The 15,042-nt window shown below is 68.6% G+C and carries 11 protein-coding genes and 1 tRNA gene; 4 read left to right on the top strand and 8 right to left on the bottom strand.

Going from position 1 to position 15,042, the window contains the following annotated elements:
* Window positions 1-71: 71 nt before the first annotated feature.
* From ftsX to LY40_RS15135, 6 genes are all read right to left on the bottom strand, one after another.
* Window positions 72-971 (bottom strand): permease-like cell division protein FtsX, encoded by a 900-nt coding sequence (gene ftsX / locus LY40_RS15160; RefSeq protein WP_183779005.1) that lies wholly within the window; start codon window positions 969-971, stop codon window positions 72-74.
* A 128-nt stretch (window positions 972-1,099) separates the two neighbouring features.
* Complete coding sequence (ftsE, locus tag LY40_RS15155) at window positions 1,100-1,789, bottom strand: cell division ATP-binding protein FtsE (protein ID WP_183779007.1); 690 nt, start codon at window positions 1,787-1,789, stop codon at window positions 1,100-1,102.
* 100 nt (window positions 1,790-1,889) lie between these two features.
* A complete protein-coding gene (gene prfB / locus LY40_RS15150) occupies window positions 1,890-2,999 on the bottom strand; it encodes a peptide chain release factor 2 (RefSeq protein ID WP_183779009.1) in 1,110 nt (369 codons plus the stop codon).
* A 60-nt stretch (window positions 3,000-3,059) separates the two neighbouring features.
* Window positions 3,060-3,560: a PadR family transcriptional regulator gene (locus tag LY40_RS15145; RefSeq protein ID WP_183779011.1), complete on the bottom strand. Its 501-nt coding sequence runs from the start codon at window positions 3,558-3,560 to the stop codon at window positions 3,060-3,062.
* Between the two features lie 645 nt (window positions 3,561-4,205).
* Window positions 4,206-4,279: transfer RNA gene (locus LY40_RS15140), tRNA-Met, on the bottom strand.
* A 73-nt stretch (window positions 4,280-4,352) separates the two neighbouring features.
* Window positions 4,353-7,319: a UPF0182 family protein gene (locus LY40_RS15135; protein ID WP_258937240.1), complete on the bottom strand. Its 2,967-nt coding sequence runs from the start codon at window positions 7,317-7,319 to the stop codon at window positions 4,353-4,355.
* Window positions 7,320-7,596: 277 nt separating this feature from the next.
* On the opposite strand from LY40_RS15135, the gene LY40_RS15130 reads away from it, so the two are divergent.
* Window positions 7,597-8,175, top strand: coding sequence for a PPA1309 family protein (locus LY40_RS15130; protein WP_183784885.1), 579 nt, complete (start codon window positions 7,597-7,599; stop codon window positions 8,173-8,175).
* Between the two features lie 280 nt (window positions 8,176-8,455).
* Here the strand turns inward: LY40_RS15130 and LY40_RS15125 are convergent, their stop codons facing one another.
* Window positions 8,456-9,616: a YlbL family protein gene (locus LY40_RS15125; protein ID WP_258937238.1), complete on the bottom strand. Its 1,161-nt coding sequence runs from the start codon at window positions 9,614-9,616 to the stop codon at window positions 8,456-8,458.
* Between the two features lie 101 nt (window positions 9,617-9,717).
* On the opposite strand from LY40_RS15125, the gene LY40_RS15120 reads away from it, so the two are divergent.
* Window positions 9,718-11,256: a zinc-dependent metalloprotease gene (locus LY40_RS15120; protein WP_258937237.1), complete on the top strand. Its 1,539-nt coding sequence runs from the start codon at window positions 9,718-9,720 to the stop codon at window positions 11,254-11,256.
* Between the two features lie 76 nt (window positions 11,257-11,332).
* Here LY40_RS15120 and LY40_RS26390 read toward each other — a convergent pair whose 3' ends face one another.
* Entirely contained in the window at window positions 11,333-11,890 is a 558-nt protein-coding gene (locus LY40_RS26390; RefSeq protein ID WP_258937236.1) for a M48 metallopeptidase family protein, read from the bottom strand.
* 408 nt (window positions 11,891-12,298) lie between these two features.
* On the opposite strand from LY40_RS26390, the gene LY40_RS15110 reads away from it, so the two are divergent.
* Both LY40_RS15110 and LY40_RS15105 read left to right on the top strand, forming a co-directional pair.
* The gene (locus LY40_RS15110; RefSeq protein ID WP_258937235.1) at window positions 12,299-13,423 is read left to right on the top strand and encodes a ThiF family adenylyltransferase; all 1,125 of its coding nucleotides are present in this window, start codon (window positions 12,299-12,301) and stop codon (window positions 13,421-13,423) included.
* Between the two features lie 235 nt (window positions 13,424-13,658).
* On the top strand, window positions 13,659-14,945 hold the full coding sequence (locus LY40_RS15105; protein WP_183784888.1) for an ABC1 kinase family protein: 1,287 nt from the start codon (window positions 13,659-13,661) through the stop codon (window positions 14,943-14,945).
* The last annotated feature ends 97 nt before the right edge of the window (window positions 14,946-15,042 follow it).

The following is a 15,042-nucleotide window of genomic DNA, read 5'->3' as shown; positions in this document are numbered from 1 at the left end:
CCGCTGCGACCGCCCGAGCGAACGACCGCCGCCGCGGGGCAGCCCCGACGCAGGTCCCGACCGTCACGTCCCTAGGTACGGACGTATGCGCGCAGGGTGACGTAACCGGTGATGGCGGAGATCAGGATCGACACGCCGAGCAGCACGGGCGCGACGGGGAACAGGATGTCCACGATCTCGATCTTGGGGATCGCACCGCCCGTGGCTTCGAAGATCTGGTCCAGCGCGATGTATTTGACCCCGACCAGTCCGACGACACCGAGGACCGCACCGATGACACCGGCGACGACCGCTTCCAGCAGGAACGGTAGCTGGGTGTACCAGCGGGTCGCGCCGACGAGCCGCATGATGCCGACCTCGGTGCGCCGCGTGTACGCCGACACCTGAATGGTGTTCGCGATCAGCAGCACCGCGGCCAGCGCGGCGATCGCCGCGACGATGAACGTGCCGTCCCGGCCCGAATTCAGCAGGTCGAAGAAGCGGTCGAGGAACTTGTTCTGGTCGTCGACGTTCGCCACACCCGGCTGGTTGCTGAACTCCTGCACTATCACTTCGCTGCGTTCGGGGTCGAACAACTTGACGTGCAGGGAGGCGGGCAGTGATTCGGGACGGGCGAGCTCGACCAGCTCGGGCTGGCCCTCGAAGATCCGCTGGAAGCGTTCGTAGGCCTCGTCGCGGTCCTCGAACACGACGGATTCGACGGCCTGGTTGTTCTCGAGCGACGAGCGGATCGACGAGCAGGGCTCGGCCGTGCAGTTCTGGTCGTTCGCGCTGATGTCCTGCGTGAGATAGACCGTGACCTCGACGTCGTCGAGGTAGCTGGCCTGCATCTTGTCGATCGTGCGGACGAGCAGCAGACCACCACCGAACATCCCGAGTGAGATCGCGGTGGTCAGGATCATGGCGATGGTCATCGTGACGTTCCGGCGCAAGCCGGTGACGACCTCGCTGAAGACGAAGCTGGCGCGCATCTAAGGCACGGTTCCTTGGGTCGGGGGTCGGGTACGGGGCGGGGAGTATCCGGTGGCCGGACCGGCGGCATCCACTCGGCGTGGCGAGCGGGCCGAGGCGCCTCGGCAGGCGGGTCGCTGCGGGGGAATCAGCGACCGACGCCGTACACGCCTCGCCGGTCATCGCGGATGACCTTGCCGTGGTCCAGTTCCACGACGCGGCGGCGCATGGAGTCGACGATCGAGTGGTCGTGCGTGGCCATCAGGACGGTCGTGCCGGTGCGGTTGATCCGCTCCAGCAGCAACATGATGTCCTGACTGGTGTCGGGGTCGAGGTTGCCCGTCGGCTCGTCGGCGAGCAGCACGAGCGGCCGGTTGACGAACGCCCTCGCCATCGCGACCCGCTGCTGCTCACCACCGGAGAGCTCGTGCGGCATGCGATCGGCCTTGCCGTCGAGGCCGACCAGCTCCAGCACCTCGGGTACGACCTTGGTGATGGTGTGCTTCGGCTTGCCGATGACCTCGAGAGCGAACGCGACGTTCTCGGACACCGTCTTGTTGTTCAGCAGACGGAAGTCCTGGAAGACGCAGCCGATGGTCTGGCGCAAGCGGGGGACCTTGCGCCGGGGCATCTTGGCGACGTCGAAGTTCGACACCGACACCCGGCCCTTGCTGGGCACTTCCTCACGCAACAGCAGGCGCAGGAACGTCGACTTCCCCGACCCGGACGGGCCGATGAGGAAGACGAACTCACCCTTGTCCACGTCGACCGTGACGTCGTCCAGTGCCGGACGCGTCGAGGTCTTGTAGGCCTTGGATACGGATTCGAGCTGGATCACGATTGGGCATCCTACCCGTGTGCTCCGTTAAGGCCTGGTTGCCCGGGCGTCGACGGGCGGGACGGGCGGGGTCCGAGGACCCGCCGCGCCCTGGTCGGGACTAGGCTGCGTCGGTCTCCTGTTGCTTACGCCACCGGATGCCGGCGTCGAGGAACGCGTCGATGTCGCCCTCGAGCACGGCCGACGGGTTGCCGGACTCGTGTTCGGTGCGCAGGTCCTTGACCATCTGGTACGGGTGCAGCACGTACGAGCGCATCTGGTTGCCCCAGCTGGAGCCGCCGTCCTTGAGCGCATCCATCTCGGCCTGCTCCTCCTCCTTCTTGCGCTGGAGCAGCTTGGCCTGGAGGACCTTCATCGCGGCGAGCTTGTTCTGCAACTGCGACTTCTCGTTCTGGCAGGACACGACGATGCCGGTGGGCTGGTGCGTGATGCGCACAGCCGAGTCGGTGGTGTTCACGCTCTGCCCGCCGGGACCGGACGAGCGGTAGACGTCGATGCGCAGGTCCTTCTCCGAGATCTCGACGTGGTCGACCTCCTCGACCTCGGGCAGCACCTCGACGTGGGCGAACGACGTCTGCCGGCGGCTCTGGTTGTCGAACGGCGAGATGCGGACGAGGCGGTGAGTGCCCTGCTCGACCGACAGCGTGCCGTAGGCGTACGAGGCGCCGACCTTGAACGTGGCGGACTTGATGCCCGCCTCCTCGGCGTAGGAGATGTCGTAGACCTCGGTCGCGTAGTTGTGCCGCTCGGCCCACCGCAGATACATGCGCATGAGCATCTCGGCGAAGTCGGCTGCGTCGACGCCACCGGCCTCGGCGCGGATGTTGACCACGGCACTGCGCGGGTCGTACTCGCCGGACAGGAGTGTGCGCACCTCGAGCGTGTCGATCGCTTCGGTGAGCGATGTGAGCTCGGCCTCGGCCTCGTTCTTGCTCGCAGGGTCGCCCTCGGCCTGGGCGAGCTCGTGCAGCACGCTCAGGTCGTCGAGCCGCTGCCGCAGTTCGCCGACGCGTCGCAGGTCGGCCTGCTTGTGCGACAGCTGGCTGGTCACCTTCTGCGCGGCCGCGGGGTCGTCCCACAGGTCCGGACGGGCCGCCTCCTCCTCGAGGGAGGCAACCTCCTGGCGCAGCGCTTCGATATCCATGACGGACTCGACCTGCGTCAGCTTGCCATCGAGGTCCTTGACGACGTCTTCGAACTCAGCACTCACGAATGACAAGGTTACGGCAAATCGCGCGGCCGCTTGAGGCGGCCGCGCGACGCCGCGTGATCAGTTCGCCGCGATCGTGTCGAGGAGCTTCAGAGCGGCCTTGGCGTGCGCCAGGTCGAAGTCGGCGACGGCCTTGGTCACCGGGTCCTCGGCGGCCTTCGATGCGGCCTTGGCGACGTCGGCCTGCTCGGTGTAGACGGCCTTGGCAGTGTCGAACAGGTTCTGGCGCTGCTTGGCCGTCAGCACCCTGGCGTGCACCAGGCGCAGAATGAGCGGCGACCGCAGGTGGTCGGGTGCGGAGTCGGCGGCGACCCAGGCCTTGAAGGCCTTCTTGCCCGCCGCGGTGATCACGTACTGCTGGCTGGAGCGCGGGCCCTGCTTGCCCAGACGGACGTAACCGGCTTCGTTCAGCGCGGGGAGTTCGCGGTAGACCTGGCTCCGTGTGACGCTGAAGAACGCCCCGAAGCGTTCCTCGGCTCCGGCGACGAGTTCACCACCGGTCGCGGGGCCGTCGTGAAGCAGGCCAAGCAGTGCTGCGGCTGTTGCGTTCAAATCGGACACGTCCCCACAGTGCCACGTTCGGCGCTTTCTGTCCACTGTGGCCCGGGTCCAGGTCCACAATGGAGCTACTGACAGTCCACAAGCACCAGATGGAGAACACCGGGAATGGGGCCCGTACGGCGCAATCCGTCGTCCCCGAGATGGCGGATAGTGTTCGCCCGATGACAGGGCGTCGCGCCGCGGTCGACCGTGTCCCTCGTATCTCTACCCGGTCCAGGGCAGGACACCACCCACCCAGCCGACGCACTTCACTGTCCGTGCCAACACGTTGCGTATTAAGACCATCGCTTTGCGTACCGAACCCTGGTGAACCCCGCGTCTGAGGTGTACGTCTCCCCTTTCGGCGGGGCCGGCAACCGCCACGAGGCGTGGTGGACGTCACCATGTGTGTCCGGGCCAGGCCCTCCGGAGCCGAGTGAGCACCAGCGAGCAACGCCGCGGCACCCAGAGAACTCCACGCACACACTGGGCCGCCGCCGATGCGAAGCGATGCGGCACCTGCCGAGGGATCCGGTGGCGGAGCCCGCCGGGCCGCATGTGGGGACTGCGCCCCACCGCAATAGCGAAACAGGAGACAACAACAAAAGACCAACAACGAAAGACCCCTGCCTACGCACTCCGTAGACAGGGGTCTTTCGATCTCTGTAGCGGGGACAGGATTTGAACCTGCGACCTCTGGGTTATGAGCCCAGCGAGCTACCGAACTGCTCCACCCCGCGTCGTTGTGGCACCCACCTTACGCCCTGGCTTTGCCGGTCCGTAAGGCGGGTGCCACTCGGCTGTCGCCTCCGGTCAGCCGCCGGAGCCCTGGAGCTCCTCGTAGCGACGGGTGGCTTCATCCAGTTCGGACAGCGCCTGGCCCTGTGCCTGGAAGTCGCCTTCCTCCTGGGCCGCGCGGAGCTTCTCGAGCGCGTCCTGGATGTCCTGGACGACCTGGTTCAGCTCGCCGTTGCCGCCGCCACCGTCGTTCTGGCCGCCGGAGTTGTCGCCACCGGAGTTGTCGCCCTGCTGGTTGTCACCCTGCTGGTTGTCTCCGTTGTTGCCGGAGCCGTCCTGGCCGGCCGCATCACCGGACTCGGGCCCGGTGGCGGCGTCGCCGCTGCCTTCGCCGAAGACCTGGTCGAGCGCACCCTTGAGGGTGGAGTCGAAGCCGATCTTGCCGCCGAACGACACGATGACTCGGGCCAGCTGCGGGTAGCTCTGCGAGTTCCGCTGCTGGACGTAGATGGGTTCGATGTACAGGAACCCGTCCGCGACCGGCAGAGTGAGCAGGTTGCCGTAGATCAAGTCGACACTCTGGTTGCCCAGCAGGGTGCGGTCCTGCGTGAACTCGGGGTGCGACTGGAAGGCGTTCTGCACCTGGACCGGGCCTTCGATCTGCCGTTCACCGGAGGTCGGCAATCGGAGCACACGAATGTCCCCGTAGCTGCCGGGGTCGGACGAGACCGACATCCACGCGGCCAGATACTGCCGTCGCAACTGAGTGAGCGCGCTCGTCAGCTGGAAGTTCGGTTCGTCCTGCCACGGCGACTGCGAGTACGTGTAGTACGCGGGCTGTTTGGCCGCGTCCGAGTTCGGGTCGAGCCCACCCTCGGTCGTGGGATCCTGCGGCACGTTCCAGAACGTCTGGGTCGCGTAGAACTCCTGTGCGTTCTCCACGTGGTACTGCGTGATCAGCTCACGCTGGAGTTTGAAGATGTCCTCCGGGTACCGGAAATGCTGCCGCAGTTCGTCGGAGATCTGCGACTCCGGCTGGACGACCCCGGGGAAGGTCTTCATCCAGGCCTTCAGGACCGGGTCCTGCTTGTCCATCTGGTAGAGGTCCACGCTGCCGTCGAAGGCATCGACCGTGGCCTTCACCGAGTTCCGGACGTAGTTGATCTCGCTGTCGCGCTGTTGCGCCACACCGGACAGGGAGTCCGACGTCGCCTCGCCCAGCGAGGTGCGCTGCGAGTACGGGAAGTTGTCGAGCGTGGTGTAGCCGTCGACGATCCACTTGACCCGGCCGTCGATCACGGCGGGGTACGGGTCGCCGTCGGCGGTGAGCCACGGGGCGATCTTCTCGACGCGGTCCCGCGGGTCACGGTTGTACATGATCTTGGAGCTTTCGCCGATGGCTCCGGAGAACAGGATGTTGCGCTCGCCGTACTGCATCGCGAACACGGCCCGGTTGAACCAGTTGTCGATCGGCACGCCGCCCTCACCGTCGTACAGGTAGGTGCGGTCCTGTGCCGTGTCGTACTCACCGGGCGCGGACTCCTGCTGACCGCCGACGATGGCGTAGTCCGTGGCCAGCTCGCCGAAGTAGATGCGCGGCTCCTTGACCTCCATGCCTGCGCCCGTCGGGTTCTGCGTGTCGCTGGTCCCGGCGATCGGGTAACCACCGTCGCTGTCGGCACCCTCGAGTGCACGGTCGATCTGGTTGGCGGGCGCGGCGACGAAGCCGTTGCCGTGCGTGTAGACGAGGTGGCGGTTGATCCAGGTCTGCTGGTTCGCGGCCAGGCCCTCGGTGTTCATCTCCTTCGCCGCGACGAGGTAGGCCTGCTCCTCGCCGTTCACGGTGTAGCGGTCGATGTCGAGCTTCTCGGGGAAGCCGTAGAAGTTCTCCCGGCCGACCCGCTGGGTGAACGTCGGCGAGAGCACGTTCGGGTCGAGCAGCCGAATGTTCGGGATAGTGCCCTTGTCATTGCGGATCTGGCTGGCGTCGACCTCCGACTGGCCGCTGTAGTCGTCGTAGGTGACGTTGTCGATGCCGTAGGCGTGCCGCGTCGCCTCCATGTTGCGCTGGATCGACTGGGCCTCACGCTCGTTGGCGTTCGGGCGCACGGAGAACTGCTCGAGGATCGCGGGCCACGCCACGCCGACGATCAGCCCGGACAGCAGCAACAGCACCAGTGCGATGGCGGGCAGCTGGATGTTGCGCAGGAACGCGCCGACGAAGAACGCGATCGCGCAGAACACGCAGATGCACAGCAGGATCAGCTTCGCGGGCAACACCGCGTTCAGGTCGGTGTAGGTGGCACCGGTGAACAGTTCGTTGCGGTCCGACAGCAGCAGGTTGTAGCGGTCGAGGAAGTACTCGACCGCCTTGAGCAGCACGAACAGCCCGACCAGGATCAGCAGGTGCACCCGGGCGGGCGCTGCGACCGAACCGCCGCGGCCCGCGAGCCGGATGCCGCCGAACAGGTAGTGCGCGAGCAGCCCGCCGACGAACGCCACGACGGTGGCGACGAACAGCCAGCCCAGCACCCAGCCCAGGAACGGCAGGTCGAAGACGTAGAACCCGATGTCGTTGCCGAACTGCGGATCCTGGCGCCCGAACTCACCACCGTTCAGGTACATCTGAACGGTCTCCCAGTTGGCCTGCCCGGACACGCCCGCGACGAGCCCGGCGAGGACCGGAATACCGATGCCGAAAAGTTTCACCCTGCTGGCGACGATCGAGCGGTACCGCGCCAGCGGGTCGTCCTCGCCGCTGACCGGCACGAACACCGGCCGCGTGCGATAAGCGATCCACAGGCTGACCGCGAGTGCACCGCCCACCAGCAGCCCGGTGGCCACGAACAAGATCAACCGCGTCAGCAAGACTGTGGTGAACACGCCGCGCGCATCCACCTCGCCGAACCACAGCCAGTCGACATACGCGTTCAAGAACCGCGCACCGAGCAGCAAGAGCAGGACGAGGACGGCCGCGATTGTCAGCAGGATCCGGGCCCGCTTGGACAACTTGGGGAGGCCGACGGGGGGCCGAGTGGCCACAGCGCACACTCCTGGGGTCGTAACTGGCGTGGTCCAGGGGGCGCCGGTGACGGGCTCCCTGTATGTCTAACTCTACGGACCAGGGCCCGAGTTCCCGGAATGCCCCTAAACCGGGCGCCTGCGAGTTGCTGCCACGATGGTCACCATGACCGACAGCGAAGGCGCGCCCCACCCCGCGACCGAGGACGGCGGCACGGGTTCCACCGGGTCCGCGGAGACCGCGGCACCGGCTGAGACCAGCGAGGACGTCGAGGACGACGCCTGGTTCCTCGAAGACCTGGTGGACCAGGAGGCGGCCTCGGCGGCGGCCACGGTGGGCGCCATCGCGCGCGAGGTCGAGGAGTTCGTCGCCGAGGGCGGATGGCAGCAGCCGCCGCAGCTGTTCGCACTCGTCCCCACCGCCGAGCTGCTCTCCCAACAGCCCGAGCTCGCCGATTCGCTCGATCCGGACGCCGAGCTCACCCCGGTCGCCCAGGACTCACTGCCTAACGACGACCTCGCCGAGGCGCTCGCGACGATCGCGTGGCCGGAACTCGTCCGGGGCTGCGCACTCGCCCAGGAGATCATCGTGCTGCCGCCCGACGCCGAGGACGAGCTGCCCGACGTCGACGAATCGGCCGGTGTCTCGGCCACCGACGTCGAACGCCTCAAGCACGCAGCTGCTGGTCATCCGCGGCGCACCGAGGCCAGGCTCGTGGCCGCCGTCCTGCGCGACGGGCCCGCCGCGTGCGTCATGCGCCTGCGCGGTGGCCACCCGCAAGCCGAGGACGACTCCGCACCGGGCGAGGAGATCGTCGAGCATCCCGAGCTCGCTCCGAACCTGGTCGAAGCCCTCCGCGCGACGCTCCTCCCCTGAGGCGCTCCTCCCCTGAGGTACTGCGCCCTGAGGTACTGCGCCCTGAGGTACTGCGCCCTGAGGTACTGCGCCCTGAGGTACTGCGCCCTGAGGTACTGCGCCCTGAGGTACTGCGCCCTCGAGCCGCGGCTCGACCCTGAACCGTGGCTGCCGGTGGACCGCCTTCGAATGGAAGACACCCGCCGAGGGTGCCGACACGGAGTGGGCCGATCACGGAGTGGCCGGTCATGGGGCGTGCCGACACGGGGGCAGCCGGTCACAGGGTCAGCCGGTCATGGGGTCAGCCTTGGCAGGTCGGGACGGGTTTGCCGGCCTTGAGGTTGCGCAGCGCGCTGATCGCGTCGTCGAGCGTGCCGACCCGGACGAGTTGGAGCCCCTCCGGGGCGGCCGACGCCGCCTCGGCACAGTTGCGCTCCGGCACCAGGAACGTCGTCGCACCGTCCTCCTTGGCCGCCACGACCTTGAACGAGATCCCGCCGATCGCGCCGACGTTGCCCTGCGAGTCGATCTCGCCGGTACCGGCCACGTGCCTGCCGTCGACGAGGTTCTCCTGCTCCATGCGTTCGACGATCGCCAGCGCGAACATCGCCCCCGCCGAGGGGCCGCCCACGTCCTCGAGTGAGATGTCCACCGTGAACGGTACGTCCGCCCGGTCCGCGGGCTGGACGCCGACGAAGCCCTGCTGTCCGCCTTCCGGGTGCCGCGCCAGCTCGATCTGCACCGTGCGGGGCTGCTGTTCCCCCCGCCGGTAGGTCAGGTCGATCTGCTGTCCGGCGCGGGTGTTCTTGAGCGCGGCCGTCACGTCCCGCTGCCCCGAGATGCGCTTGTCGTTCACCGACACCAACTGGTCGCCGGGCTCGAGCACGCGCGCGGCAGGACTGTCGGACACGACCTGGTCAGCGACGACCTTCACCGGGTAACCCAGCGTCCGCAGTGCGGCGACCTCGGCGTTGCTCTGCGAGCTGCGGAACTGTGCGACGTTCTCCTCCCGCACCTCCTCGTCGGTCTGCCCCGGCCGGAAGTACTCCTCCCGCGGCGCGACGGCGTACCGCCCGCTGATCCACAGGCCCAGCGCGCCAAAGAGGGTGACGTCGTCGTTGAGCGACACGGTGGTCATCCGCAGCTGACCTTCGGTGTCGTAACTGCGCTCGCCGTCGATCGACACGACGTGATCGCCGTCGACGTCACCGAGGGTGTCGTAGGTCGGCCCGGGCCCCAGCGCCACGTACGGCACCTTGACGAAAGACCCGACCAGCACGAAGGCGACCACGAGGACGGCGCTGAACACGATGGTCCAGGTGCGGCGCGTGGGGCGCCGGCGCGGTCGCCGCTGCTCGGTCTCGGAGTCGTCCGCCCCGGTGCGCGATGCCGCCACGCGCTCCTCGGCCGTGTCGCGCCCCGTGGCTCCTGACGCGGATTTCATGTCGCCGGACTCGCTCACGGGCACAGCGTACGGCGGCCGTTGTCAGCTCAGAGCGAAGGTCCGATTCACCATGCCGATCGGCGGGTCGCGGCGCCCTCGGGCCGCGTACGGTGGAGGGTATGAGCAACCCACCCTTCGGGTTCGGCTTCGGTCTGCCCGACCCCGACAACAGCTCGTCCGGCCCTGGCAACAACTCGTCCGGCTCCGGCGGTCAGGGTGGCGACCCGTTCCAGCAGCTGGGGCAGATGCTCAGCCAGCTCGGTCAGATGTTCAGCCAGGCAGGCAGCTCCTCCGGTCCGGTGAACTACGACCTGGCCAAGCAGATCGCGCTGCAGCGCCTCGCGTCGACCTCCGACGACGGGGACGCGAAGCCCGGGATGGGATTCGCATCCGCGACCGGTGACGCGCAGCAGGGCGACACCGCGGTACGCGATGCCTCTCACCTGGCCGAACTGTGGCTCGACGAGGCGACGATCCTGCCCGCGGGCGCGACGCAGACCGTCGCGTGGACCGCGAAGGACTGGATCGAGAAGACACTGCCGACGTGGCAGCGACTGTGCGACCCGGTCGCCGAACAGGTGTCGTCGGCCTGGACCGAGGCGCTCCCCGCGGAGGCGAAGCAGGCGGCGGGACCGCTGATGTCGATGTTGGGCCAGATGGGCGGCATGGCGTTCGGCTCGCAGCTCGGGAACGCACTCGGCGACCTCGGCGCCGAGGTACTGACGTCGTCCGACGTGGGCCTGCCCCTGGGCCCGGAGGCCACATCGGCGCTGCTGCCGGCCAACGTCGAAAAGTTCACCGAGGGGCTCGAGCGTCCGGCCAGCGAAGTGCTCGTGTTCCTCGCGGCGCGCGAAGCCGCCCACCAGAGGCTGTTCGCACACGTGCCGTGGCTGCGGCAGCGGCTGCTGGCGACCGTCGAAGAGTTCGCTCGCGGCATCTCCGTGGACGTGTCGGGCCTCGAGCAGCTGGCTGGCCAGATCGACCCGACCGACCCGCAGAGCATCGAGCAGGCCATGTCCTCGGGGCTGTTCGAACCGCAGACGACTCCGGAACAGAAGGCGGCACTGACCCGCCTGGAGACCCTGCTCGCCCTCGTCGAGGGCTGGGTCGACGTCGTGGTCGCCGATGCCGTCGGCAACCGCCTGCCCGGTGCGGATGCGCTGCGCGAAACACTGCGCAGGCGACGTGCCAGCGGCGGGCCCGCCGAGCAGACGTTCGCCACGCTCGTCGGGCTCGAACTGCGGCCCCGGCGGATGCGCGCGGCCGCAACGCTGTGGCAGATGGTCGGCGACCGTCACGGCACCGAACAGCGGGACCACCTCTGGTCGCACCCGGACCTCATGCCCACGACCGACGACCTCGACGAGCCGACGGACTTCGCCGACCGGCTCGGCGGCACCGTCATCGGTGCGGACGTCGACCCGATCGCCGAGCTCGAGAAGACCGAGCGCGCCGAAGCCGAAGCCGCTGAGGCCGCATCCGGCAGCGCGCCGGCCGACTCCGATGCCGGGAACGCCGGTGCCGACGACACCGCCACGGACGACACCGCCGGTGGGGATTCGGCGCCGCACGACAGTGGAACCGGCGAGCGTGGTTCCGGCGAGCGCGGTTCCGACGACGGGAACGATCCGGACCGCCCCTCCGACGGGAACGGCTGACCTCTCGTTCGACACATCGCCCGCGCAGGGCCGTGCCTGCTCAGACACGTGACCCGGCGCGGGCGATGTGCGCTCGTCACTCCTCGGGGTCCGGGTCGGTGTCGTCGGCGTCCCCGCTGATGCCGAGATTCGCCGCCGCCGACAGGCCCTCGAGGTATCCGATGGCGCGCTCGGCCTTCGGATAGCGATGCACCAGCGCCCAGAATTCGTCGTTGTGGTCGGCGACCCGCAGGTGGGCCAATTCGTGCACCAGGACGTAATCGAGCACCCAGGACGGCACCTCACGGAGCCGCTCACTGACCCGGATCGTGCGGTTCATCGGAGTGCACGACGCCCAGCGCGTACGCATCGGCGGGACCCAGCGCACGCTGGCGGGCTGGGCCGCGCCGTCGAGGTAGCGCGCCGACAGTTCGGTGCACCGCAACAACAACGCCTCGTCGGACGCACTCGCCGGCGAGGCCCTCTTGTTCTCGGTGCGCCGCAGCTTCTTCTGCATCTCGGCGACCCAGTGCCGTTCCTCGGCCTTGGTCATCGTCGCCGGGATGAGAACGACCGTCGTGTCGCCGTCCCGATAGGCGGTGACCGTACGGCGGCGCCGCGCACTGCGCCTGACCTCGACCTTCTCCTCCGTCACCGGCGGCCGGCCGTTCTGTTCGTCCTGGTCGCCCCGCCCGCCTTGACCACGCTCGCCGCCCTGACCACGGCGGCTGCGCTGCCGGTCCTGCCCGCGCCGGTCGTCCGCGCCCGCCTGGGGGCCGCTCTCCTGCGCACCCTTTCCGTCTTTTCGTCGGTTACGTCGGGGTTGTCCACCTTTCGGTTGTGTGTCGCGCGACGGTGAGTTCTGCGCCGTGTTCTGCGCCCGCCCGCGTTGACTCCGTAATGAGGGAACCCGTGCATCGGCCACTCGTACACGGTAAGGCGCACCGCCGACATTCGGGATGGCTCAAACATCACAGCGCACAGTTGTCCACATTCACGTTCACCTGTGGATAACCCTGATCGGGTGTCCCACGACGACCGCGAATCCCGTCACCCTGTGAACATGACGCGAACACTCACCGAAACCGGGGCATTACCGGAGCGGCCGCGGATCGTGCCGGGGCTGGACGTACTGGAACGCGGCGAAGGGGAACTGCAGATCGGCCTGGAACGGCGGCACGCCGTCGTACTCGACACGCTGTCGCCGATGCTGATGGACCTGGTGCGGGGCCTCGACGGGAGCCGCAGCACAGGCACGCTCATGCAGCTCGCCCGTTCGCAGTGCACGTCCGACGAGGAGGCCGAGAAAGCCGCCGACGACCTGCGGCTCGTACTCGAAGGGCTCGCCGAACGCGGCCTCATCGAAGAGTCCGACGCGCCCGCACACGCACGATCCCTGCGCACCGACGAGCCCGCGCTCTGGACCCTGACTCGCTCCCGGCCACGCCGCAGCGCCGCCGCACGGTGGGCACAGAGCACGGTGCTGCTGCAGGGCGGCGGCAGGCTCGCGGCGGGACTGGCTCGCACCCTGGCGACGGCAGGCATCGGACACATCGACGCCCATGCCGACGGGCGCGTCGGCCCGGAGGACCTCGGCACCGGGTTCGTCGACGCCGACATCGGCACCCCTCGCAGGCAGGCCATCACGAACCTGGTCAAACGGACCAACTCGGCCACCAAGACCGGCAAGGTGCGGGGCAAACAACGTCCGGACCTGGTCGTGCTGACCGACACGGTCGTCCCCGCCCCCGAAATCGTCAACGAGCTGATGGTGGAGCGGCAACCGCATCTGCTGGTGCGGGTCCGGGACGGCAACGGTCTCGTCGGCCCGCTGGTCCATCCGGGCCGGAGCAGCTGTCTGCGCTGCGCGGATCTCGCCCACACCGCGCGGGACCCGTCGTGGCCGCGGGTCGCGAGTCAGCTGGCTGGACGGCTGCCCCGGACCGACCTGTGCAGCGTGACGGCCACGGCGGGGATGGCGGGCGGGCAGATTCTGCGCATCCTCGATCCCGAGGAGTCGGTACCGCCGACCTGGAACGGCACCATCGAGGTCGACGCGTTCGCCGGAACGACCACCACGTCCGAGGCGGCTCCGCACCCGTCGTGCCCGTGCGGAGCCGCCGCCGTGGGGCAGGCTGTCGCACGGCAGCAGAGCGCAGGTCCGGACGGCGACGCCGCCGCACCGTAGAAGTCGTCGGGCCCACGTCCGGCGGGCCCGAGCCACGACGTCCGTGCACCGGTACCCAACCGCTCCCCACAGCGTTGATCGACAAGGCAGAATCGCGGACGTGACCGAACACCGCGAGGCCCAGGACAGGTCCGACGAGACCGCTACGGCGGATGCAGCGGAGGCCGTCGACTCCGCGGCGGACGCGTCGAGCGCGGATCACGGCGACACGGACGTCGCGCTTCCCCGCAGGACCATGGCCCGCACCGCAAGACTGGCCAGCCTTCCGCTGGGCATGGCCGGCCGCGCGGTCGGGGGCTGGGGCCGCAGGCTCACCGGTCAGAGCGCCGACGAGGTCAACGCGGGCCTGTCGGCGAAAGCCGCCGAGCAGCTGTTCGAGGTGCTGGGGACGCTCAAGGGCGGCGCCATGAAGTTCGGCCAGGCGTTGAGCGTGTTCGAGGCGGCCGTGCCCGACGAGCTGGCCGAGCCGTACCGCGATGCGCTCACCCGGCTGCAGGCCGCCGCCCCGCCGATGCCCGCGAAGCAGACCCACCGTGTGCTGACCGAACAGCTGGGGCGCACCTGGCGACAGCGGTTCGCCGAGTTCGATGACGAACCGACGGCGGCGGCCAGCATCGGCCAGGTGCACCACGGCGTCTGGCACGACGGCCGGGAGGTCGCCGTCAAGGTGCAGTACCCGGGCGCAGACGACGCCCTGCGCGGCGATCTGCGCCAGCTGCAGCGCTTCAGCCGCCTGTTCCAGAGCCTCGTACCGGGCACCGACGTCAAGCCGCTGCTCGCCGAGCTGGCGGACCGGATGGACGAAGAACTCGACTACCGGAGGGAGGCCGACAACCAGCGGGCCTTCTCGAAGGCGTTCGCCGGGGACCAGCAGGTCCACGTCCCGCGGATCGTGGCGAGTTCCCCCAAGGTGGTCGTCAGCGAATGGGTCACGGGTACGTCCTACTCGGAGATCATCCGCACCGGCACCCGGGAGCAGCGGGACGAGGCCGGCCGGTTGCTGGCGGAGTTCCACTACTCGTCGCCTGCTCGTGCGCAGCTGCTGCATTCCGACCCTCACCCCGGCAACTTCATGCTGCGCGAGGACGGCCGGGTGTGCGTCATCGACTTCGGGGCGGTCGCCCGCCTGCCCTACGGCGCCCCGCCCGCCATGGGCAGGATCATGCGGCTCGCTCTCGAAGGACGGTCCGAAGAGCTCTACGCCGCGCTGCGCGCCGAGGGATTCGTGCGACCCGACACCGAGATCGATCCCGACGACGTCTACGCATACCTCCATCCGATCGTGGCCCCGCTCGCCGAGGACCGGTTCCATTTCTCCCGCCGATGGGCCCAGGACCAGGCGCTGCGCATGGGCGATCTGCGCGGCCAGGACTTCCGTACCGGGCGATCGCTCAACCTGCCGCCGCACTGGCTGATGATCCACCGGGTGACGGCGGGCGCCATCGGCATTCTGTGTCAGCTCGATGCGGAGCTGCCGTTGCGGTCGATCGTGCAGCAGTGGCAGCCGGGATTCTCCGACTGACCGGTTCCCGGCCGGCGAGTTATCCACAGTTTTCGCCGGAACGGCAGAAATTCGCCATTCGCCGGACCGACTTGTCCACATTTTCGCCGAACCCTCC

The organism is Prauserella salsuginis, from assembly GCF_024648885.1.
Taxonomy (GTDB): Bacteria; Actinomycetota; Actinomycetes; order Mycobacteriales; family Pseudonocardiaceae; genus Prauserella; species Prauserella salsuginis.
The sequence above is the reverse complement of the archived record's forward strand: the minus strand, read 5'-3'. Positions and strand labels throughout refer to the sequence as shown.

Bases quoted from the DNA above. Each gene is read 5' to 3' on its own strand.
- LY40_RS15110 (WP_258937235.1), top strand. From the start codon at position 12,299: ATGACGCGAACACTCACCGAAACCGGGGCATTACCGGAGCGGCCGCGG.
- ftsX (WP_183779005.1), bottom strand. From the start codon at position 971: ATGCGCGCCAGCTTCGTCTTCAGCGAGGTCGTCACCGGCTTGCGCCGG.
- LY40_RS15120 (WP_258937237.1), top strand. From the start codon at position 9,718: ATGAGCAACCCACCCTTCGGGTTCGGCTTCGGTCTGCCCGACCCCGAC.
- LY40_RS15105 (WP_183784888.1), top strand. From the start codon at position 13,659: ATGGCCCGCACCGCAAGACTGGCCAGCCTTCCGCTGGGCATGGCCGGC.